General features: G+C 71.1%; 14 protein-coding genes. 13 read left to right on the forward strand and 1 reads right to left on the reverse strand.

The genetic code is table 11. The features are described 5' to 3' along the window. The first annotated feature begins 130 nt into the window (after positions 1–130). From topA to NFC98_RS06410, 10 genes are all read left to right on the forward strand, one after another. Positions 131–2,770: a type I DNA topoisomerase gene (topA, locus tag NFC98_RS06365; protein ID WP_254277273.1), complete on the forward strand. Its 2,640-nt coding sequence runs from the start codon at positions 131–133 to the stop codon at positions 2,768–2,770. Then, positions 2,767–3,231, forward strand: coding sequence for a DUF6586 family protein (locus NFC98_RS06370; RefSeq protein WP_254277274.1), 465 nt, complete (start codon positions 2,767–2,769; stop codon positions 3,229–3,231). The genes topA and NFC98_RS06370 overlap by 4 nt, the downstream gene beginning before the upstream one ends. Positions 3,232–3,484: 253 nt before the next feature. After that, positions 3,485–5,704, forward strand: coding sequence for a TolC family protein (locus tag NFC98_RS06375; protein WP_254277275.1), 2,220 nt, complete (start codon positions 3,485–3,487; stop codon positions 5,702–5,704). After that, positions 5,701–6,843 carry an efflux RND transporter periplasmic adaptor subunit gene (locus tag NFC98_RS06380; protein ID WP_254277276.1) on the forward strand — a complete coding sequence of 381 codons (1,143 nt, stop codon included), beginning with the start codon at positions 5,701–5,703 and terminating at the stop codon, positions 6,841–6,843. Before NFC98_RS06375 ends, NFC98_RS06380 begins: the two co-directional genes overlap by 4 nt. Continuing rightward, entirely contained in the window at positions 6,840–10,043 is a 3,204-nt protein-coding gene (locus NFC98_RS06385; protein ID WP_254277277.1) for an efflux RND transporter permease subunit, read from the forward strand. Before NFC98_RS06380 ends, NFC98_RS06385 begins: the two co-directional genes overlap by 4 nt. Positions 10,044–10,072: 29 nt before the next feature. Then, on the forward strand, positions 10,073–10,546 hold the full coding sequence (locus tag NFC98_RS06390; protein ID WP_183332979.1) for an NYN domain-containing protein: 474 nt from the start codon (positions 10,073–10,075) through the stop codon (positions 10,544–10,546). A gap of 127 nt (positions 10,547–10,673) precedes the next feature. Further along, positions 10,674–11,138 carry a 2-hydroxyacyl-CoA dehydratase gene (locus tag NFC98_RS06395; protein ID WP_254277278.1) on the forward strand — a complete coding sequence of 155 codons (465 nt, stop codon included), beginning with the start codon at positions 10,674–10,676 and terminating at the stop codon, positions 11,136–11,138. 10 nt (positions 11,139–11,148) lie between these two features. Next, positions 11,149–11,580, forward strand: a complete 432-nt coding sequence (locus tag NFC98_RS06400) for a hypothetical protein (protein WP_254277279.1) — start codon at positions 11,149–11,151, stop codon at positions 11,578–11,580. 212 nt (positions 11,581–11,792) lie between these two features. Continuing rightward, positions 11,793–13,385, forward strand: coding sequence for an ABC-F family ATPase (locus NFC98_RS06405; protein WP_254277280.1), 1,593 nt, complete (start codon positions 11,793–11,795; stop codon positions 13,383–13,385). 252 nt (positions 13,386–13,637) lie between these two features. Next, entirely contained in the window at positions 13,638–14,060 is a 423-nt protein-coding gene (locus NFC98_RS06410) for a CopD family protein (RefSeq protein WP_254277281.1), read from the forward strand. A 32-nt stretch (positions 14,061–14,092) separates the two neighbouring features. Here the strand turns inward: NFC98_RS06410 and NFC98_RS06415 are convergent, their stop codons facing one another. Further along, the gene (locus NFC98_RS06415) at positions 14,093–14,551 is read right to left on the reverse strand and encodes a DUF2231 domain-containing protein (RefSeq protein ID WP_183332989.1); all 459 of its coding nucleotides are present in this window, start codon (positions 14,549–14,551) and stop codon (positions 14,093–14,095) included. Between the two features lie 108 nt (positions 14,552–14,659). Between NFC98_RS06415 and coxB the strand changes: the two genes are divergently transcribed. The 3 genes from coxB to NFC98_RS06430 are packed head-to-tail and all read left to right on the forward strand — an operon-like array spanning position 14,660 to position 18,524. Then, positions 14,660–15,646, forward strand: coding sequence for a cytochrome c oxidase subunit II (gene coxB / locus NFC98_RS06420; protein WP_254277282.1), 987 nt, complete (start codon positions 14,660–14,662; stop codon positions 15,644–15,646). Then, positions 15,643–18,171, forward strand: a complete 2,529-nt coding sequence (gene ctaD / locus NFC98_RS06425) for a cytochrome c oxidase subunit I (RefSeq protein WP_254277283.1) — start codon at positions 15,643–15,645, stop codon at positions 18,169–18,171. The genes coxB and ctaD overlap by 4 nt, the downstream gene beginning before the upstream one ends. Beyond that, a complete protein-coding gene (locus tag NFC98_RS06430; protein WP_254277284.1) occupies positions 18,168–18,524 on the forward strand; it encodes a hypothetical protein in 357 nt (118 codons plus the stop codon). Before ctaD ends, NFC98_RS06430 begins: the two co-directional genes overlap by 4 nt. The last annotated feature ends 4 nt before the right edge of the window (positions 18,525–18,528 follow it).

Consider the following 18,528-nt stretch of genomic DNA (forward strand, 5'->3'; position numbering starts at 1 on the left):
CCGAGGTGCGACTGGCGTGATGCACGGCGCTGGGGTAGGGTAAGCGCATTTTTCACCCGCCGCGGATGGGCGGGAAGGAATCGTCAGGTGCGCCCTCGCGGGGCGCGCCATGCACATATCGTGGAGCACTATGGGCAAGTCACTGGTCATCGTCGAGTCGCCGGCCAAGGCCAAGACGATCAACAAGTATCTCGGCAATGACTTCATCGTGAAGTCGAGCGTGGGTCATATCCGCGACCTGCCGACCAGCGGCTCGGGCAAGGCGGCCTCGGATCCCAAGGAGCGTGCGCGGCAGGCCGCGGCGACCCGCAAGATGTCGCCGGACGAGAAGGCCGAGTACCGGAAGCGCAAGGCCCAGGAGCAGCTGATCCGGCGCATGGGGATCGACCCCGAGCACGACTGGGAGGCCCACTACGAGATCCTGCCGGGCAAGGAGAAGGTGGTCGCCGAGCTCCAGAAGCTTGCCCAGAAGGCCGACACCGTCTATCTCGCCACCGACCTCGACCGCGAGGGGGAGGCCATCGCCTGGCACCTTCGCGAGACCATCGGCGGCGACGAGGCCCGCTACAAGCGCGTGGTCTTCAACGAGATCACCAAGAACGCCATCCAGGAGGCCTTCCAGGACCCCGGCGCGCTCAACATTCCGCGGGTCGAGGCCCAGCAGGCGCGACGCTTCCTGGATCGGGTGGTGGGCTTCATGCTCTCGCCGCTGCTGTGGGCCAAGATCGCCCGGGGGCTCTCGGCCGGGCGGGTGCAGTCGGTGGCCATGCGCCTGATCGTCGAGCGCGAGCGCGAGATCCGTGCCTTCGTTCCCGAGGAGTTCTGGGACGTCCACGCGGACCTGGTCCCGCAGGTCGACGGGGCCGGCGGCGAGCCGGTGCGCTTCGAGCTGGTGCGCCAGGACGGCAAGGCCTTCCGCCCCACCTCGGAAGCCGAGACCCTGGAGCGCATCGCCGCGCTGCGCAAGGCGTCGCTCGCCATCACCGCGCGGGAGGATAAACCGACGCGTTCCAAGCCGAACGCGCCCTTTATCACCTCGACCCTGCAGCAGGCCGCCAGTGGCCGGCTGGGCTTCTCGGTGAAGAAGACCATGACCCTGGCCCAGCGCCTCTACGAGGCGGGCTACATCACCTACATGCGTACCGACTCCACCAACCTGTCGAAGGATGCGGTGGAGAGCGTGCGCGAGTTCATCGGCGAGGAGTTCGGGCCGCGCTACCTGCCCGAGGCCCCCAACCGCTACTCCAGCAAGGAGGGCGCCCAGGAGGCCCACGAGGCGATCCGTCCCTCCGACGTGGGGCGGCGTGCCACCGACCTGGCCGGCATGGAGCGCGACGCCGAGCGGCTCTACGAGCTGATCTGGCGCCAGTTCGTGGCCTGCCAGATGACCCCGGCCGAGTACCTCTCCAGCACCCTGACCGTGGAGGCTGACGGCTACGAGCTCAAGGCCAAGGGGCGCGTGCTCAAGTTCGACGGCTATACCCGGGTGATGAAGCCCGCCGGCAGGAACGAGGACCAGTCGCTGCCGGACCTCGCCGAGGGCACCCCGATGACTCTGGCCTCCCTGGACCCGCTGCAGCACTTCACCAAGCCGCCGGCCCGCTACACCGAGGCGAGCCTGGTCAAGGAGCTGGAGAAGCGCGGCATCGGCCGCCCCTCCACCTACGCCTCGATCATCTCGACCATCCAGGATCGCGGCTACGTCAAGCTGGAGAACCGGCGCTTCTACGCCGAGAAGCTCGGCGATATCGTCACCGAGCGCCTCAAGGAGTCCTTCCCCGACCTGATGGATTACTCCTTCACGGCGCGCATGGAGGACAGCCTCGACGAGGTGGCCGAGGGCGAGCGCAACTGGCGCGCGCTGCTCGACGCCTTCTACGCCGAGTTCAGGAAGGAGCTTCAGGAGGCCGAGAGCGAGGCGGGGATGCGCCCCAACCAGCCGGTGCCCACCGATATCGACTGCCCCTCCTGTGGGCGCAAGATGCAGATCCGCACCGCCTCCACCGGGGTCTTCCTGGGCTGCTCGGGCTACAACCTGCCGCCCAAGGAGCGCTGCAAGACCACCATCGACCTGCTGCCCGGCGAGGAGGCGGTGGCCGCCGACGCCGACGAGGAGGCCGAGACCGATGCCCTGCGGGCCAAGCACCGCTGTGCGAAGTGCGGCACCGCCATGGACAGCTACCTGATCGACGAGACCCGCAAGCTGCACATCTGCGGCAACAGCCCGGACTGCAACGGCTACGAGGTGGAGCAGGGCAAGTTCCGCATCAAGGGCTATGACGGCCCCACCATCGAGTGCGACAAGTGCGGTAGCGAGATGCAGCTCAAGTCCGGCCGCTTCGGCAAGTACTTCGGCTGCACCAGCAGCGAGTGCAAGAACACCCGCAAGCTGTTGCGCAATGGCGAGGTGGCCCCGCCCAAGATGGACCCGATCGACATGCCGGAACTCGAGTGCCAGAAGGTCGAGGATCACTACGTGCTGCGCGACGGGGCCAGCGGGCTGTTCCTGGCGGCGAGCAAGTTCCCCAGGAACCGCGAGACACGCCCGCCGCTGGTCAAGGAGCTCAAGGCCCACGCCGAGGAGCTCCCCGAGAAGTATCGCTACCTGCTCGACGCCCCCAGCGAGGACCCGGACGGCCGCCCGGCCCAGATCCGCTTCTCGCGCAAGGCCAAGGAGCAGTTCGTGATGACCGACGAGGGGGGCAAGGCCACCGGCTGGAAGGCCACCTTCGACGGCCACCGCTGGCAGGTGGAGGACAAGCGAAAGTGACCCCGCGATCCCGTACCAACCAGCTGCTCTACCAGGCCGAGCTGCTGCTCGACACCCCGCCGGGCGACGACGAGCACGCCGAGGCACGGCGCATGGCGGCCGAGGAGGGCGCCCTGGCGCTGGCCGAGCTGGCGCTGCAATCGCTGCTGCGCGAGGTGACCGAGCACGCTCGCCTGGAGCGCCATGAGTGGCGCGAGCTGCTCGGTGCGGAAGGGGCCGGCATCGCCGAGCTGCACCGCCTGCGCGAGCTGGCCGCCCGCCCCGACAGCTGGCTGGCCTGGCTGATCGGCAGGCTCGAGGCGCTGCACTCGAGCGACGGCGTGGCTCGCCGCCGCAGCGGGGCCGCCGCCGGGCTGATCGCCGTGGGCAGCGGGGTGGCGCTGGGCGACGAACTGCGCTGGTGCCTCGCCGAGGCCAAGGCCGAACTCGCGGCCCTGCGCGAAACCAGCGAGGAGTGGTAGAGTAGAGCGACAAAGCCCCCCAGTCCGCCCCTATCTGCCAATTTCAAGTTCCCTTGTCGGGAGCTGATCCGGCGACAGGTCTGCGAGGGGGCGCTGTAAACCCCTCCCTGGGCGCTACCGATGCCATCCCTGGCATAGGACCCCCTCTACGACCTGTCCCCGGCGCTCCCTTGGCCCGAGTCAGCGTCGAGCCTGGCAACTTTCAAACAGTTGTTTATACTCGGTGCCATCTCCCACCCACCGGCCGACCGACATGAACGTCACCGCATGGAAGCGCCTGTTCATTGCCCTGGTGTGCGCGCCGCTGCTGGCGCCGGGCGACGTCTCGGCGGCCGACGCTGTTCTGGATCCGCGCCTGCTGCCGGGGGGCCAGGCCGACCTGCCGGCCCTGCAGCGGGAGCTCGAGCGCCTCTCCGCCGGCCGCGCCACGCCCGCGGTCGTCCCGGCCCCGCCCGGCACCGGCGTTCGACTGCCGGGCCTTGAGCGCCTGGAATCCTCCGCGTTTCTCGCCGCCACGGACCCCTTCGCCCTCGAGCCCCTCGACGGCGCCACCCGGGTGCTGCTGCTCGGCCCTGCCGGTGCGCTGGAGGAAGCCGCCGAGGCCCTGGCCGCCCAGGCCGGGGCACGCGGTATCGCGCTGGCCCCCCTGGCCGTCACCCCCGCCGGATCTCCTTCTGACACCGCCCTGCACGAGGCCGATGCCGCCCTGCTGCTGGCGCTGCCCGACCTCGATGGAGATGCCCAGCGGCGGCTCTTTGCCCGGCTGACCGAGGCAGGGGTGCCGAGCGTGGCGCTTACCGATGCCCGCCAGGTGGAGCGCGGCGTGCTGCTCTCCTCACCCCGGGCCCTGGACCATGAGGCCTGGCTGCGCCGCGTGGCGCTGCGCCTGGACGATGTCGCCGCCGGCCGTGCGCTCGAACCCCTCGACTCGCGACCCGGCCTGGAGCGCCCCTGGCTCAACCTGGAGACCGCCGACCGCCTCGGCTGGTCGCCGAGCTTCGCGCTGCTCAGCCAGGCCCGCCTGGTGGGCGAGGCGGCCGCCCCGGGTCGCGTGCGCCTGGAGCTCGCCCAGGCGGTGGCCCTGGCGCTGGCCGACAACCTGGGCCTGGCCGCCGCCCGCCAGGGCGTCGCGGTGGAGGCCTTCGAACGCGACCTGGCGGCCTCGCGCTATCGGCCCAGCCTCTACCTGGAGGCCACCGGGCGAATGATCGACGAGACCCGCGCTAGCGCGGCCCTGGGCCAGGAGCCCGAGCGCCTGGCCAGCGGCGGGGCGGTGCTGGAGCAGCTGCTCTTCTCCGAGCCTGCGCTGGCCGCCATCGCCGTCGCCGGCAGCCTCGACCGCGCCCGGCGTGCCGAGCTGGAGGTGGAGAGCCTCGACCTGGCCCTGGACGTCGCGCGGGAGTTTCTCGACCTGCTGCGGCTCGACGCCAGCCGCGAGGTGCTCCAGGCCGACCTCGAGCTGGCCCGCGCCCAGCGCGACCAGGCGGTGCGCGGGGAGGCCGCCGGCGCGGTGGGGCGCGGCGAGGTGGCCCGCTTCGAGGCGGAGCTCGCCCAGGCCCGGGAGCGGCTTGAGCGGGTGGCGGCCGACCGCGAGCGGCTGAGGATCGCCCTCAACCGCCGGCTCGGGCGCGACCCGTCCGCGCCGCTGGTCCCCGCCGAACCGGACCTCACCCGTCCCGGCTGGCTCGGCGCCGATTCCCGCTTCACCGCTGTCCTCGATACGTCGGCGAGCCTCGCCGCCTGGCAGGAGCGGCTGGTGACCGCGGCGCTGCATGATTCGGCCGAGCTCGAGGCGATCGGCGAGCTGCGCCAGGCGGCACGCCGCGAGCTCACCTCCCGACGCCGCGCCTTCTGGCTGCCCGAGGTGGGTCTCGAGGCCCGTTATACCAGCGAGCTCTCCCGCAGCGGGGAGGGCGAGCGGGCGCCCTGGGAGTCCTCGAACCCGCTGGTCCAGACCGGCGTCGGGGTCCTGGAGGGCGTGGGCGTGTCGCTGCCCGAGACCGGGCGCGACCAGTGGAGCGTCGGCGTCTCGGCGCGGCTGCCGCTCTATGCCGGCGGTCGGCGCAGTATCCAGCGTGACCAGGCCGCGGCGCGCCTGGAGCAGGTGGCCGTGGAGGATGCCGAGGCGCGGCTCGGGCTGGAGGCCCGGCTGCGGGCGGCGAGCGTGGAGCTTGCCGCCGCCTGGCGGCGCATCGCCCTGCGCGACGAGGCCCGCGACCATGCCGAGGAGGCGCTGCGGCTTGCCGAGGTGGCCTGGCAGGAGGGGGCGCTTCCCCAGGTGGCGCTGATCGACGCCCGTACCTCGGCCCGCCAGGCGGGGCTTGCCGCCGCGGAGGGGCGCTGGCAGGCGCTGCAGGCGCTGGTGCACCTGCAGCGGGCCCTGGGCATAAGCCCGGGGCCCATGGATGCGCGGGCCCGGGAGCGGCTGCTGGCGGGCGCCGCCGGGGCCCGGCAAGGAGGAGGGGAGCGATGATCATTCGAGGGGGGCTGCTGGTCGGACTGCTGCTGCTGGCCGGCTGCGCCGAGGAGGCGGTGGAGGAGCCGCCGCTGCGTCCGGTGCGCACCCTGATCCTGGAGACCAGCGGGGCCGAGGCCGAACGTGAGCTGCCGGGGCGCCTGGAGGCGTCCGCCAACCGGCGCCTCAGCTTCCGTGTGGCGGGGCGACTCGCGTCCCACGAGGTGGGGGTGGGGGACACGGTGGCGGCCGGCCAGCCGCTGGCCAGCCTCGAGGCCACCGACCTGCGCCTGCAGCGCGACCGGGCCCGCTCGGGCCTGGCCGGCGCCGAGGCCGCGGCGGCCAACGCCGAGGCCGAGTGGCAGCGTGCGAGGCGCCTCTATGAGGCCGGCAGCGCCCCGGCCCGTGACCTGGACGCCGCCCGGGCCCAGGTGGAGGCGGCCCGCGCCCAGCGCGACAGCGCCCGCGACGCCCTGGCCCTGGCCGAGCGCCAGCTCTCCTTCACGCACCTGGAGGCGCCCGGCGACTGCCGGGTGGCCACCCGCCTGGCCGAGGCCGGCGAGAACGTGGCCGCCGGCCAGCCGGTGCTGGTGCTGGCCTGCGGCGACGACCTGGAGGTGCGTGCCGCCCTCTCCGAGGACCTGCTCGGTGCGCTGGTGGTCGGGGCGCCGGTGCGGGTGCACCTGCCCCTGGCCGGGCTCACCCTGGCCGGCGAGGTCACCGAGATCGGCCTGCCGGTGGACCCGCGCCAGGCCACCTGGCCGCTGCGGGTCAGGCTGGTCGGCCTCGCCGACGACGAGCGCGAGCGGCTGCGTCCCGGCATGGCGGCGGAGCTCACCCTGCCGCTGGGCGGTCCCGGCAGCGGCCTCTGGGTGCCCATGGTGGCGGTGCAGCAGGATATCGACGGCCACTTCGTCTATGTCGCCGAGCCCGATGGGCCTGATGCCGTGGAGGGCAACGACGTGGCCAACGGCCGTGAGGCGACGGTGCGACGCCGCACCGTCACCCTGGGCGGGCGCCACGGCGAGCGCCTGGAGGTGGCGGCCGGCCTCGCCCTCGGCGAGCACCTGATCGTGGCGGGGATGAGCCGGCTGCATGACGGCATGCGGGTACGGCTGATCGATGACCATCGCGGCGATGCGGAGGCCTCGCCGTGACCCTCACCGAGGCCGCGCTACGCTACAACCGGGTCACCATCGCCGGGCTGCTGGTGGTGTTGCTGGGGGCGGTGATCAGCTACCTCTCCATTTCCCGGGCCGAGGACCCGGCGGTGACGGTGCGGGTGGCCCAGGTGGTCACCTACCTGCCCGGCGCCACTCCGGAGCGGGTCGAGCAGCTGGTCACCGACCCGCTGGAGACCGCCATCATGGAGATGCCGGAGCTCGACTTCGTCGAGAGCACCTCCCGGGCCGGGGTCTCCATCATCCGCGTGGAGCTGCGCCCCGAGGTCAGGGACGTCCAGGCCGGCTGGGACAAACTGCGCCGCAAGGTGGGCGATGCCCGGGGCCGGCTGCCCGACGAGGCCCTGGCGCCGATCATCAACGACGAGTTCGGCGACGTCTTCGGCATCATGCTCTCGCTGACCGGCGAGGGCTATGAACAGGCGGAGCTCAAGGCGGTGGCCGACGACGTCCGCGACCGGCTGCTGATGCTCGACGACGTGGCCAAGGTGAACCTCCACGGCTACGCCGAGGAGCGCATCTTTCTCGACTACAGCGAGGCGCGCCTGGCGGATCTCGGTGTCTCGCCCCAGGGCCTCGCCCAGCTGCTCGCCGCCCGCAACATCGTGCTGCCCGGCGGGGCGATCCGCAGCGGCGATGAGCGCATGATCCTCGAGCCTACCGGCAACTTCACCCACATCGACGACATCCGCCGGGCCCTGCTGCCGCTGCCTGACGGCACCCTGGTGCCCCTGGGCGCGCTGATGGAGGTGCGCCACGGCTACGCCGAGCCGCCCATGACCCGCTACCACGCCAACGGTGTCCAGGGGCTGGCCATCGCCATCGCCATGCGCGAGGGGGGCAATATCCTCGACCTGGGCGAGCAGGTGGAAGCCGCCATCGAACGGCTGGAGCGCGAGCTCCCGGTCGGCCTCGCGTTCGAGGTGCTGGCCAACCAGCCGGACCGGGTCGAGGAGCGCATCAACGAGTTCCTGGTCAACCTGCTGCAGGCGGTGGCCCTGGTCTGCCTGGTGATGCTGCTCTTTCTGGGGCTGCGCACCGGGCTGATCGTGGCGAGCCTGGTGCCCTCGGCCATACTCGCCTGCCTCGCCTTCATGGGGCTCTTCGATATCGGCCTGGACCAGGTGTCGCTGGGGGCACTGATCATCGCGCTGGGCATGCTGGTGGACAACGCCATCGTCATGGTGGAGTCGATACAGGTCTCGGCCCGGGAGGGCAGGACGGTGCGCCAGGCGGCCCTGGACTCCGCCCGGCAGCTGCGCTTCCCGCTGCTCACCGCCTCGCTGACCACGGCGGCGGCCTTCCTGCCCCAGTTCCTGGCGGTCTCCGACGTGGGGGAGTACACCCGTTCGCTGTTCCAGGTGGTCACCATCACGCTGCTCTCCTCCTGGCTGCTGTCGCTGACCATGATTCCGCTGCTCTGCGTGGCCTTTATCCGGGTCAGGCCGCAAGAAAAGAGCGGGGAGGAGAGCGAGGCACGGCGAGAGCAGCAAGAGGGGCGTGCCGAGTCGCGTCCGGGGCTCGCCGCCCGCCTGGCCGAGCGGGTCTACGCAGTCTATCGCCGGCTGCTGCTCGCCCTGCTGCGCCACCGCACCCTGACCCTGGCCGCGGTGGCTGGCCTGCTGGGGCTGGCCTGGCTCGGCTTCGGGCCGCTGCCCAAGATCTTCTTCCCCCAGGCGGAGCGTACCATCGTCACCGCCGAGCTGCGCCTGCCCTTCTCGGCGCCCATCGAGCGCACCCGGGCGGTGGTGGAGGAGGTCGAGGCCTTCCTGGCCGAGGAACTGGCCGCCGAGCGCGACGAGGCGGGGAACTGGACCCGCGACGGGGTCGATCGCTGGGGCAGCTTCATCGGCTTCGGTGGCGACCGCTATATCATCAATCATGCGCCGGAGCCGCCGAGCCCCGAGTACGCCTTCCTGCTGCTGCAGGCCAACCGCTGGCAGGCGGTGGACGAGGTGATCGAACGCCTCGATACCTGGCTCGCCGAGCGCTTCCCGGACCTGCAGGCCACGGTGGCGGCCACCAGCTTCGGCCCGCCGGTGACGGTGCCGCTCTCGGTGCGGATCTCCGGCGATGACGAGGCGACCCTGAGGCGCATCGCCGAGCAGGTACGCCAGCGGGTGGCCGAGGAACCCGGGACCCGCAACGTGCGCGACGACTGGGGGGAGTGGATCAAGCGCCTGCGCATCGAGGTCGCCCCGGCCCGGGCGCTGCGCGCCGGGGTCACCGAGCGCGACGTGGCGCTGAGCCTGCAGACGGCGCTCTCCGGCATGACGGTAGGGACCTTCCGCGACGGCGACACCCTGGTGCCGATCCAGCTGCGCAACGAGCGCGGCGAGGCGCGCACCCCGGATGACCTGGAAGGGGTGACCGTGCTGCCCGCCGGCGGCGGGGTGGGGGTGCCCCTGGCCCAGGTGGCCGAGGTCGAGCTCGACTGGGGGCCGGCGCGCATCCTGCGCCGGGACCGCTTCCGCACCATCGCCGTGGAGGCGGAACTGGCGCCGGGGGTCACCGCCGCCGGGGTGGCGGCCGAGCTGCGCCCCTGGCTGGAAGCGCAGCAGACGAGCTGGCCCGACGGTGTCTTCTTCGAGTTCGGTGGCGAGGTGGAGTCGTCGCGGATCGCCACGGCCTCCATCGCCGAGAAGCTGCCGATCGGCGCCATGGCGATCCTGCTGCTGCTGGTGGTGCAGTTCAACTCCCTGCGCCGGCCGCTGATCATCCTGGCGACCATCCCGCTGTCGCTGATCGGGGTGGTCTTCGGCCTGACCATCACCGGCTCTCACTTCGGCATCATGACCTTCCTGGGGGTGGTGTCGCTCGCCGGCATCGTCATCAACAACGCTATCGTGCTGATCGACCGCATCGATCTCGAGCGCGAGACACACCCGCCCCGGGAGGCGATCCTCGAGGCGGGCCGGCGGCGCCTGCGCCCGGTGCTGATGTCGACGCTGACCACCAGCGGCGGCCTGCTGCCGCTATGGCTGGGCGGGGGGCTGCTGTGGGCGCCCATGGCGATCACCATCATCTTCGGCCTGCTGGCCGCGGCGCTGATCACCCTCTGCGTAGTGCCGGTGCTCTACTCGCTGCTGATGCGGGTGCCCTTCGACGGCGTCGAGCCAGAGACGCGTGAGCGGGACGCTAACGGCGACGGCGAGGCGGCGACTGTGTCACGCTGAGGGCCACCTTCCCGTGCGAGGCCAGCCCCATGGAGCGTGTCGCCCTCTTCGTCGACGTGCAGAACGTCTACTACACCACCCGCGAGGCCTTCGGTCGGCACTTCGACTACCACGCCTTCTGGGCCCGCTTCGCGGCGGGCCGGGAGGTGGTGGTGGCCAACGCCTACGCGGTGGATCGCGGCGACCCCCGCCAGCGACAGTTCCAGGATATCCTGCGCGGCATCGGGTTCGAGGTGAGGCTCAAGCCCTTCATCCAGCGCCGCGACGGCTCCGCCAAGGGGGACTGGGACGTCGGCATCGCCCTGGATGCCATGGAGGCGGGGCCCCTGGTGGATCACCTGGTGCTGGTCTCGGGGGACGGCGACTTCGACCTGCTGGTGGACCGCCTGCGTGAGCGGTTCGGCATCCGGGTGACCGTCGTCGGGGTGGCGCGCCTCACCGCCGACTCCCTGGTGCGCGCCGCCAGCGAGTTCGTGCCCGTCGAGGCCTCCCTGCTGCGCTAGAGCTGCCATCAGCCCCCTTCATCGCCTGACGTTGATACACGTCAAGCAGGCGGCGCCCGCCTTGGCTAGGATGAAGTCAGGAGCCATCCGGCCGGGCCGCTGGCAGCAACGTTGAGGAGGAGCAGTCATGCGTTTTCATCAGGTAAAGGATCTGGTCACCTGGGCGGCCGGCTACCATCGGCGGCTGGCCGATCAGTTCACGGCGCTGGCCGGGGGCGGCGTGGAAGAGCGCGTGCGCATGGCGCTGGAGTACCTGGCCGAGCATGAGCACAAGATGGAGAACGACCTGACCGGCTATCTGGCGGACGGCACCGACCACAGCCAGGTGCTGGAGACCTGGTTCGACGATCCGGCCGATTTTCCCCACCCGCCGGTGCTCGAGCGCCTGCCCGACTGCATCGACTGCGAGACCGTCCAGAGCGTGCTCTCCACCGCCTTGACGGCCCACCGGACCCTCCAGGACCTATACTCCCACCGGGCCGAGCTGGCCGGCGGCAGCGACGAGAAGGCGTTCTTCGAGGCGCTTTCCAAGGGGCACGAGGCCGAGGTGCGGCGGGTTGCCAGGGACATGCAACGACTCGAGGACTACTGAGGAGGCCGCCATGACCGATCAGATGCTATCCCCCAAGATGCTGGGCTACTGGACCGAGGCGCAGCTGCGCGAGGCGCCGGACGAGTCCGGCATCTACTGCGTGTTCCGCGCCGCCAAGGACCCGGAAAGCGGCGAGATGGACGTCCAGGAACTGCTCTACGTGGGCGAGCACAGAAGCGCCCGCTACGGGATCCAGCACGACGAGATGCGGGAGACGTGGCACGCCTTCCCGCAGCCCGACGAGGAGATCTGGTATGCCGTGGGCCTCTGCGGCAGCGCCAACCGCGAGCGCCTGGCGGCGGCGATGATCAACGCCCACAAGCCGCGCTTCAATGGCAAGAGCCCCTATCTGGAGCGCTTCCCCTTCGACGAGACCACGGTGCATATCTACGGCAAGAAGCACAAGCTGCAGAGCATCTTCACCGTGGAGCGTCAGGACTGAGCGCCCCTCCTGTGGCATCTAAGCCCTTGGCGGACGGATGTGATGCCTCGCTAAGGTCGGATGCTTATGGTGGGAGCTGGGCTCCCACCAGTCACAACAGCCTCAGCTGAGTGTCTCACCAGGTCGATGGTCTCCCTGGCTCGGGAGCAGTGTGAAGGGCGCCCATAACCGGTACAATCCCGCCCCTTCCATGCACCGACCGGACCCTCTCCTTGATCTCCACCGCCAACATCACCATGCAGTTCGGGGCCAGGCCCCTGTTCGAGAACGTCTCCATCAAGTTCGGCAACGGCCACCGCTACGGCCTGATCGGGGCCAACGGCTGCGGCAAGTCCACCTTCATGAAGATCCTCGGCGGCGACCTGGAGCCCTCCTCGGGCCAGGTGATGGTCGAGAACGGCGCCCGGCTCGGCAAGCTGCGCCAGGACCAGTTCGCCTACGAGAACGAGCGGGTCATCGACACCGTGATCATGGGCAACGCAGAGCTCTGGCAGGTGGCCGCCGAGCGCGAGCGCATCTACGCCCTGCCCGAGATGAGCGAGGCCGACGGCATGGCGGTGGCCGACCTGGAGGTGCGCTTCGCCGAGCTCGACGGCTACACCGCCGAGGCCCGGGCCGGCGAGCTGCTGCTGGGGCTGGGCATTCCGATCGAACAGCACTCGGGCCCCATGAGCGAGGTGGCCCCGGGCTGGAAGCTGCGCGTGCTGCTGGCCCAGGCGCTGTTCGCCGACCCCGACGTGCTGCTGCTCGACGAGCCCACCAACCACCTGGATATCAATACCATCCGCTGGCTGGAGGGGATGCTCACGGCGCGCAACAGCACCATGATCATCATTTCCCACGACCGCCACTTCCTCAACAGCGTCTGCACCCACATGGCGGACCTGGACTACGGTGAGATTCGCCTCTTCCCGGGCAACTACGACGACTACATGACCGCGGCCACCGCGGCCCGGGAGCGCCAGTACGCCGACAACGCCAAGAAGAAGGCGCAGATCGCCGAGCTGCAGGCCTTCGTCAGCCGCTTCTCGGCCAACGCCTCCAAGGCCAAGCAGGCCACCTCCCGGGCGCGCCAGATCGACAAGATCAAGCTCGACGAGATCAAGCCCTCGAGCCGGGTCAGCCCCTTCATCCGCTTCGAGCAGGCGCGCAAGATCCATCGCAACGCGGTCAACGTGGAGGGGCTCACCCAGGGCTACCCCGGCGAGGCGCCGCTGGTGGAGCGCTTCGGCATGACCGTGGAGGCCGGCGAGCGCATCGCCATCATCGGCCCCAACGGCATCGGCAAGACCACCCTGCTCAGGACCCTGGCCGGTGAGCTCGCCCCCCAGGCCGGCAGCGTGAAGTGGACCGATAGCGCCGATATCGGCCACTTCGCCCAGGACCACGCCGACGACTTCGCCAACGACGCCACCCTGTTCGAGTGGATGGCCCAGTGGACCGATGGCGGCGAGCAGGTGATCCGCGGGGCACTCGGGCGGATGCTCTTCTCCAGCGACGATATCGGCAAGTCGGTCAAGGTGATCTCCGGCGGCGAGCAGGGGCGCATGCTGTTCGGCAAGCTGACCCTGACCCGCCCCAATGTGCTGCTGATGGACGAGCCCACCAACCACCTGGACATGGAGTCCATCGAGGCGCTCAACCTGGCCCTCGAGCACTACCCGGGGACCCTGATCTTCGTCAGCCACGACCGGGAGTTCGTCTCCTCCCTGGCCACCCGCATCCTCGACATGGGCGAGGCGGGCATCACCGACTTCAGCGGCAGCTACGACGACTACCTGAGAAGCCAGGGCCTGTTCGGCTGAGGGCGAGGAGCCAGGGCCAAGGCATTCTGTGGGAGCTCGGGTTCCCCGAGCGAATGGCGCCACAGGCGCCCTGGCGATGTTGCCTGTCTTCGAGACTCCCGCCCAGGAGTCCATCGGCCTCCATTCGTCGAAGCGTCGAGCCGCGGGAAAGCCCAGCGCCCACTGCCATGGCGCTGCATGGCCGTGGGGGCGCGGCTGGACTAGGGTGAAGGTGTTGCCGGCCCGTGGGCCGGTGTCGCCGCAAGGATGCCCATGCCCTGGTTAAAGTTCCTGCATATCATCGCGCTGGTGAGCTGGTGCGGGCTGCTGCTCTACCTGCCGGCACTGCTCCGGCAGCTGGCCCGTCCCGAGCGGCTGGCCCAGGGCTTCTCGCCCGGCGCACCGCCGCTTCCGCGCCTGCTCTTCAACGGCCTGGCGAGCCCCGTCGCGCTGCTCGCCATCGCCTCCGGTACCCTGCTGTTCCTGCTCCACGGCGTCGTGGATACCTGGCTGGTGCTCAAGCTGCTGGCGGTCTCCGTCATGGTACTGGCCCACGGCCTGTGCGGCTGGCTGCTGCTGCGCCTGGAACAGGGCCGGCCCCGCGGGGTCGCCGCCGGGTCGCTGCTGACGGCCGGGGTGGCGGGAGTCGCCATGCTGGCGGTGGTCGGGCTGGTGCTGGCCAAGCCGGCACTCTGAGGGGAGGGGAGAGAATGCCGCCGACTCAACCCTCAGTCATCGAGGTCGACACCCACCGCATGCTCGTAGACCAGCTGCCCCCCCAGCCAGCCGGCCAGGGCGATCAGTGCCGCGGTGGCCAGGCTCAACACCAGGGCCCAGGGCAGCAGGGGTTCGCCCATGAAGCGCCACAGCCAGTTCAGCGAGGCGAGCGAGAGCATCACCACCGCCACCATGGCGTGGCTCCAGGCGGTCACCAGCCGACGGATGCCCCGCACCGTCACCAGGTCGATGAGCCCGGCCAGGCTGGCGAGCCAGCCGCCGAAGGCACCCACCCCGGCCAGCCACAGGGAGGCGCGGGCCCAGAAGGGGTCGCCGGTGTAGAGGAACCCCAGGTCGCTGGCGACCAGGCCCAGCAGGGCGGCCACCGGGAAGTGGATCATCACCGGGTGCAGGGGGTGGCCGGCGACGGCGGCGCGGCTGTGGATGGAGCGCTGGGCGGAGGTTGGCATGGCGGCGTCCCTGTCGATGGCGGGGTGGGGAGCATCAGGCTCAGTGAAGGCCGCGGTGGCCGACGGGTCAACCCGAGCCCACCGCGCCGGGCGCTCGGGGGGGCGGGCGTGGCGCTGGCAGTGGCGCTCTCCATGGGATTGGCCGGCTGCAGCGGCAGCCACTCGATCCTCGACCCGGCGGGGCAGGCGGCCCGGGATGTGGCCTGGCTCTGGTGGGGCATGCTGGCAGGCTTCGGGCTGGTGTTCGTGGGCGTGGTGGCGCTCTGGCTGGCCGCCTTCCGTCCGCGCGAGCGCCCCGCTCGCAGCCCCGACCAGGAGCGCCGCCTGGCGCGAAGCTGGATCCTGGGTGGCGGCATCCTGCTGCCGGGGGTGACCATCCTGGTGCTGCTGGCCTTCGGGGTGCCCACCGGACAGCGCCTGCTGCCCCTGCCGCTGCCCGGGGGCGAGACGCCGCGGGTGATCGAGGTGACCGGGCACCAGTGGTGGTGGGAGGTGCGCTACCCGGACGAGGCCAGCGAGGTGGTCACCGCCAACCATGTGGTGATGCCGGCCGGCGAGCCGGTGGATTTCCATGTCACCGGCGCCGACGTCATCCACGCCTTCTGGGTGCCGCGCCTGGGCGGCAAGATCGACATGATCCCCGGGCGCATCAACCGCATCCGCCTCGAGGCCGACGCCCCGGGGGTGTTCGGCGCCCAGTGCGCCGAGTACTGCGGGGTGCAGCACGCCCATATGCAGCTCCATCTGGAGGCGGTGGCGCCTGCGGCCTTCGAGGACTGGCTGGCGGCACGGCGCGAGCCACCCCCCGAGCCTGATGACTCCCATGCCGCGGCCCGCGACACCTTCGCCGCGCACTGCGCCAGCTGCCACCGGGTGGCGGGGCTCTCCGACGGTGGTATCGGGCCCGACCTCAGCGACCTCGGCGCCCGCGATACCCTCGGCGCCGGCACCCTGGCCATGGAGGAGGGCGCCATCGCCCGCTGGCTCGCCGAGCACCAGCGCCTCAAGCCCGGCAATCGCATGCCCGCCCACGATCATCTCGCGCCCGAGGACCTCGAGGCACTGGGCGCCTGGCTGGAGACCCTGGCGCCATGAGCGAGACGCTGCGACCCAGCCCCGAGGCCGAGGGGCTGCACCGCGAGATGGAGGCGGTGTGGGGCAACCCCCGCGGCTGGCGAGGCCTGTTCAGCGTGGTCAACCACAGCACCCTGGGGCTGCGCTTCATGGCCACGGGCCTGGTCTTCTTCCTGCTGGGCGGGGTGCTGGCGATGCTGGTGCGCACCCAGCTGGCACTGCCCGACCAGGCCTTCATGTCGCCGGAGATCTACGCCCAGGTCACCACCATGCACGGCACGGTGATGATGTTCCTGTTCGCCATCCCCATGCTGGAGGGGCTGGCGATCTACCTGATCCCCAAGATGATCGGGGCCCGGGACCTGGTCTGCCCGCGACTCACCGCCTTCGGCTACTGGTGCTACCTGTTCGGCGGGATCATCCTCTTCGCGAGCCTCTTGCTGGAGATGGCCCCGGATAGCGGCTGGTTCATGTACACGCCGTTGAGTAGCGGGGAGTTCTCGCCGGGGCGGGGGTCGGATTTCTGGCTGCTCGGCATCACCTTCGTGGAGATCTCGGCGCTCTCCGCCGGGGTGGAGCTCACGGTGTCGATCCTGCGCACCCGGGCACCGGGCATGGCGCTGCACCGTATGCCGCTGTTCGCCTGGTACATCCTGGCCATGGCGCTGATGATCGTGGTGGGCTTCCCGCCGCTGATACTGGGCAGCGTGCTGCTGGAACTCGAGCGCGCCGCCGGGATGCCCTTCTTCACGGTGGCCGGCGGCGGCGACCCCATCCTCTGGCAGCACCTGTTCTGGCTGTTCGGTCACCCCGAGGTCTACATCATCTTCCTGCCGGCGGCGGGCATCGTCTCGACCCTGATCCCGGTGTTCGCGGGGCGGCCCATCGTCGGCTACGGCTGGGTAGTCGCGGCCATCCTCATCACCGGCTTCATCAGCTTCGGGCTCTGGGTCCACCACATGTTCACCGTGGGGATCCCCCAGCTCGCCCAGGCCTTCTTCTCGGCCGCCAGCATGCTGGTGGCGGTGCCCACTGCCATCCAGGTCTTCGTCTGGCTGGCCACGCTGTGGCTGGGGAAGCCGCGCATGAGCCTGCCGATGCTGTGGATCAGCGGGTTCCTGGTGATCTTCGTCTGCGGCGGGCTCACCGGGGTGATGCTGGCGCTGGTGCCCTTCAACTGGCAGGTCCACGACACCCACTTCGTGGTGGCCCACCTGCACTACGTGCTGGTGGGCGGCATGTTCTTCCCGCTGCTGGCCGGGGTCACCTACTGGCTGCCGCTGGTCACCGGGCGCATGCCCTCCGAGCGCCTCGGCCGGCTCGGCTTTTGGCTCACCTTCCTGGGCTTCAACCTCACCTTCCTGATCATGCACTGGACCGGCCTGCTGGGCATGCCGCGGCGCGTCTACACCTACGACAGCGCCATGGGCTGGGACCTCTACAACCTGATCTCCTCCATCGGCGGCTTCATGATGGCGGCGGGCGTCGCCGTGGTGCTGTTGGATCTGCTGCTCCACGGCCGCTACGGGCGCTCCGCACCGCGCAATCCCTGGGGCGCCGACACCCTGGAGTGGAGCCTGGCGATGCCGCCGGCCAGCTACAACTTCGCCAGCCTGCCCCGGGTGGAGGGCCGTCACCCGCTGTGGGAGACCCCGACCCTGGGCGACGCCATCGCCCGGGGCGAGGGCGCGCGGCCCGGCGCCGCCCACGGCCGCCGTGAGCTGCTCGGTGGCGATGCGCTGAGCGGTCGGGTGCGCGAGGTGATCCACCTGCCCGGCAACAGCCTGCTGCCGCTCTATGCCGCGCTCTGCCTGGCGGTGGTCTGCGTGAGCCTGCTTACGCGCCTCTACGCGCTTTCGCTGCTGGGCCTGGCCGGGGCCGGCGTGCTGCTGCTGCGCTGGTCCTGGGAGAACGGCGGCCACCGCCGGGCCGCACCCCTGGGGCATGACGAGCCCGAGGACCCGCCGCTGCACTCGCGCACCGCCGACGGCCCCGGGCGCTGGACCATGGGCGTGGCCCTGCTCGCCGACGGGGCCTTCTTCCTGTCGCTGCTGTTCGGCTGGTTCTACCTCTGGACGGTCTCGCCCGCGTGGCAGATGCCCGCCCAGTCGCCGCTCTCGCTGCCGCTGCTGCTGGCCTCCGGGGCCGCCCTGACGCTGGGCACCCTGTGGCTGGAGCGGCGGGTGGCGGCGCTCCAGCGCGGCCGTGAGGCGGGGCTTGCCCTTGCGCTCTCCGCCATTGCCGTCCTGGGCGGGCTGCATGTGGCCCTGCTGGTCATGGCGCTGCTCGGCGCGGACCTGGCGCCCACCGCCACGGCCCACGACGCCACCCTGCTGGTGGGGCTTGCCTATCTGCTGGGGCACGGCGGGCTCGCCGCCTTGCTGGCCGCGCTCCAGGCCTGGCGGGCAGGGCTCGGCCTGGTGGGGGCCCGGCTGCCCTTCGAGCCCGGCGTAGTGGCGCTGCTGTGGCGCTACCAGCTCGGCGTCTACTGGATCCTGGCGGCGGCCATGGCGCTGCTGCCGCGGCTGACGGGAGCGGCGCCATGACGGTGCTGCGTCGCTGGTGGGCGCCGAGCCACCCCGCCCAGCTGCTGCTGGGCCTGACCCTCTGGAGCCTGTGGTTCGTGGCGCTCTATGGCGGGCTTTCGGTGGCCTGCGCGCTGGCGCCGCCGCGGCCCGGGCAGGGGGCGTTTACCGCCATCAACGGCGGGCTCGCCCTGCTGACCCTGGCCACCCTGGCGCTGCTCGCCTGGCTGGCCTGGCGAGGGCTGGATGCCGCTCGGCGGGAGGCGGACCGCCGGCGCTTTATCGCCCTGACGGGGGCCGGGCTGCACCTCTTCTCGGCGGCCGGGGTGGCCTTCGTCGGCCTGCCCATCGTGACTCTGCCGCCATGTCTCTAGGGGA

Origin of the sequence: Halomonas sp. 3H (assembly GCF_024206005.1) — a bacterium.
Taxonomy (GTDB): Bacteria; Pseudomonadota; Gammaproteobacteria; order Pseudomonadales; family Halomonadaceae; genus Halomonas; species Halomonas campaniensis.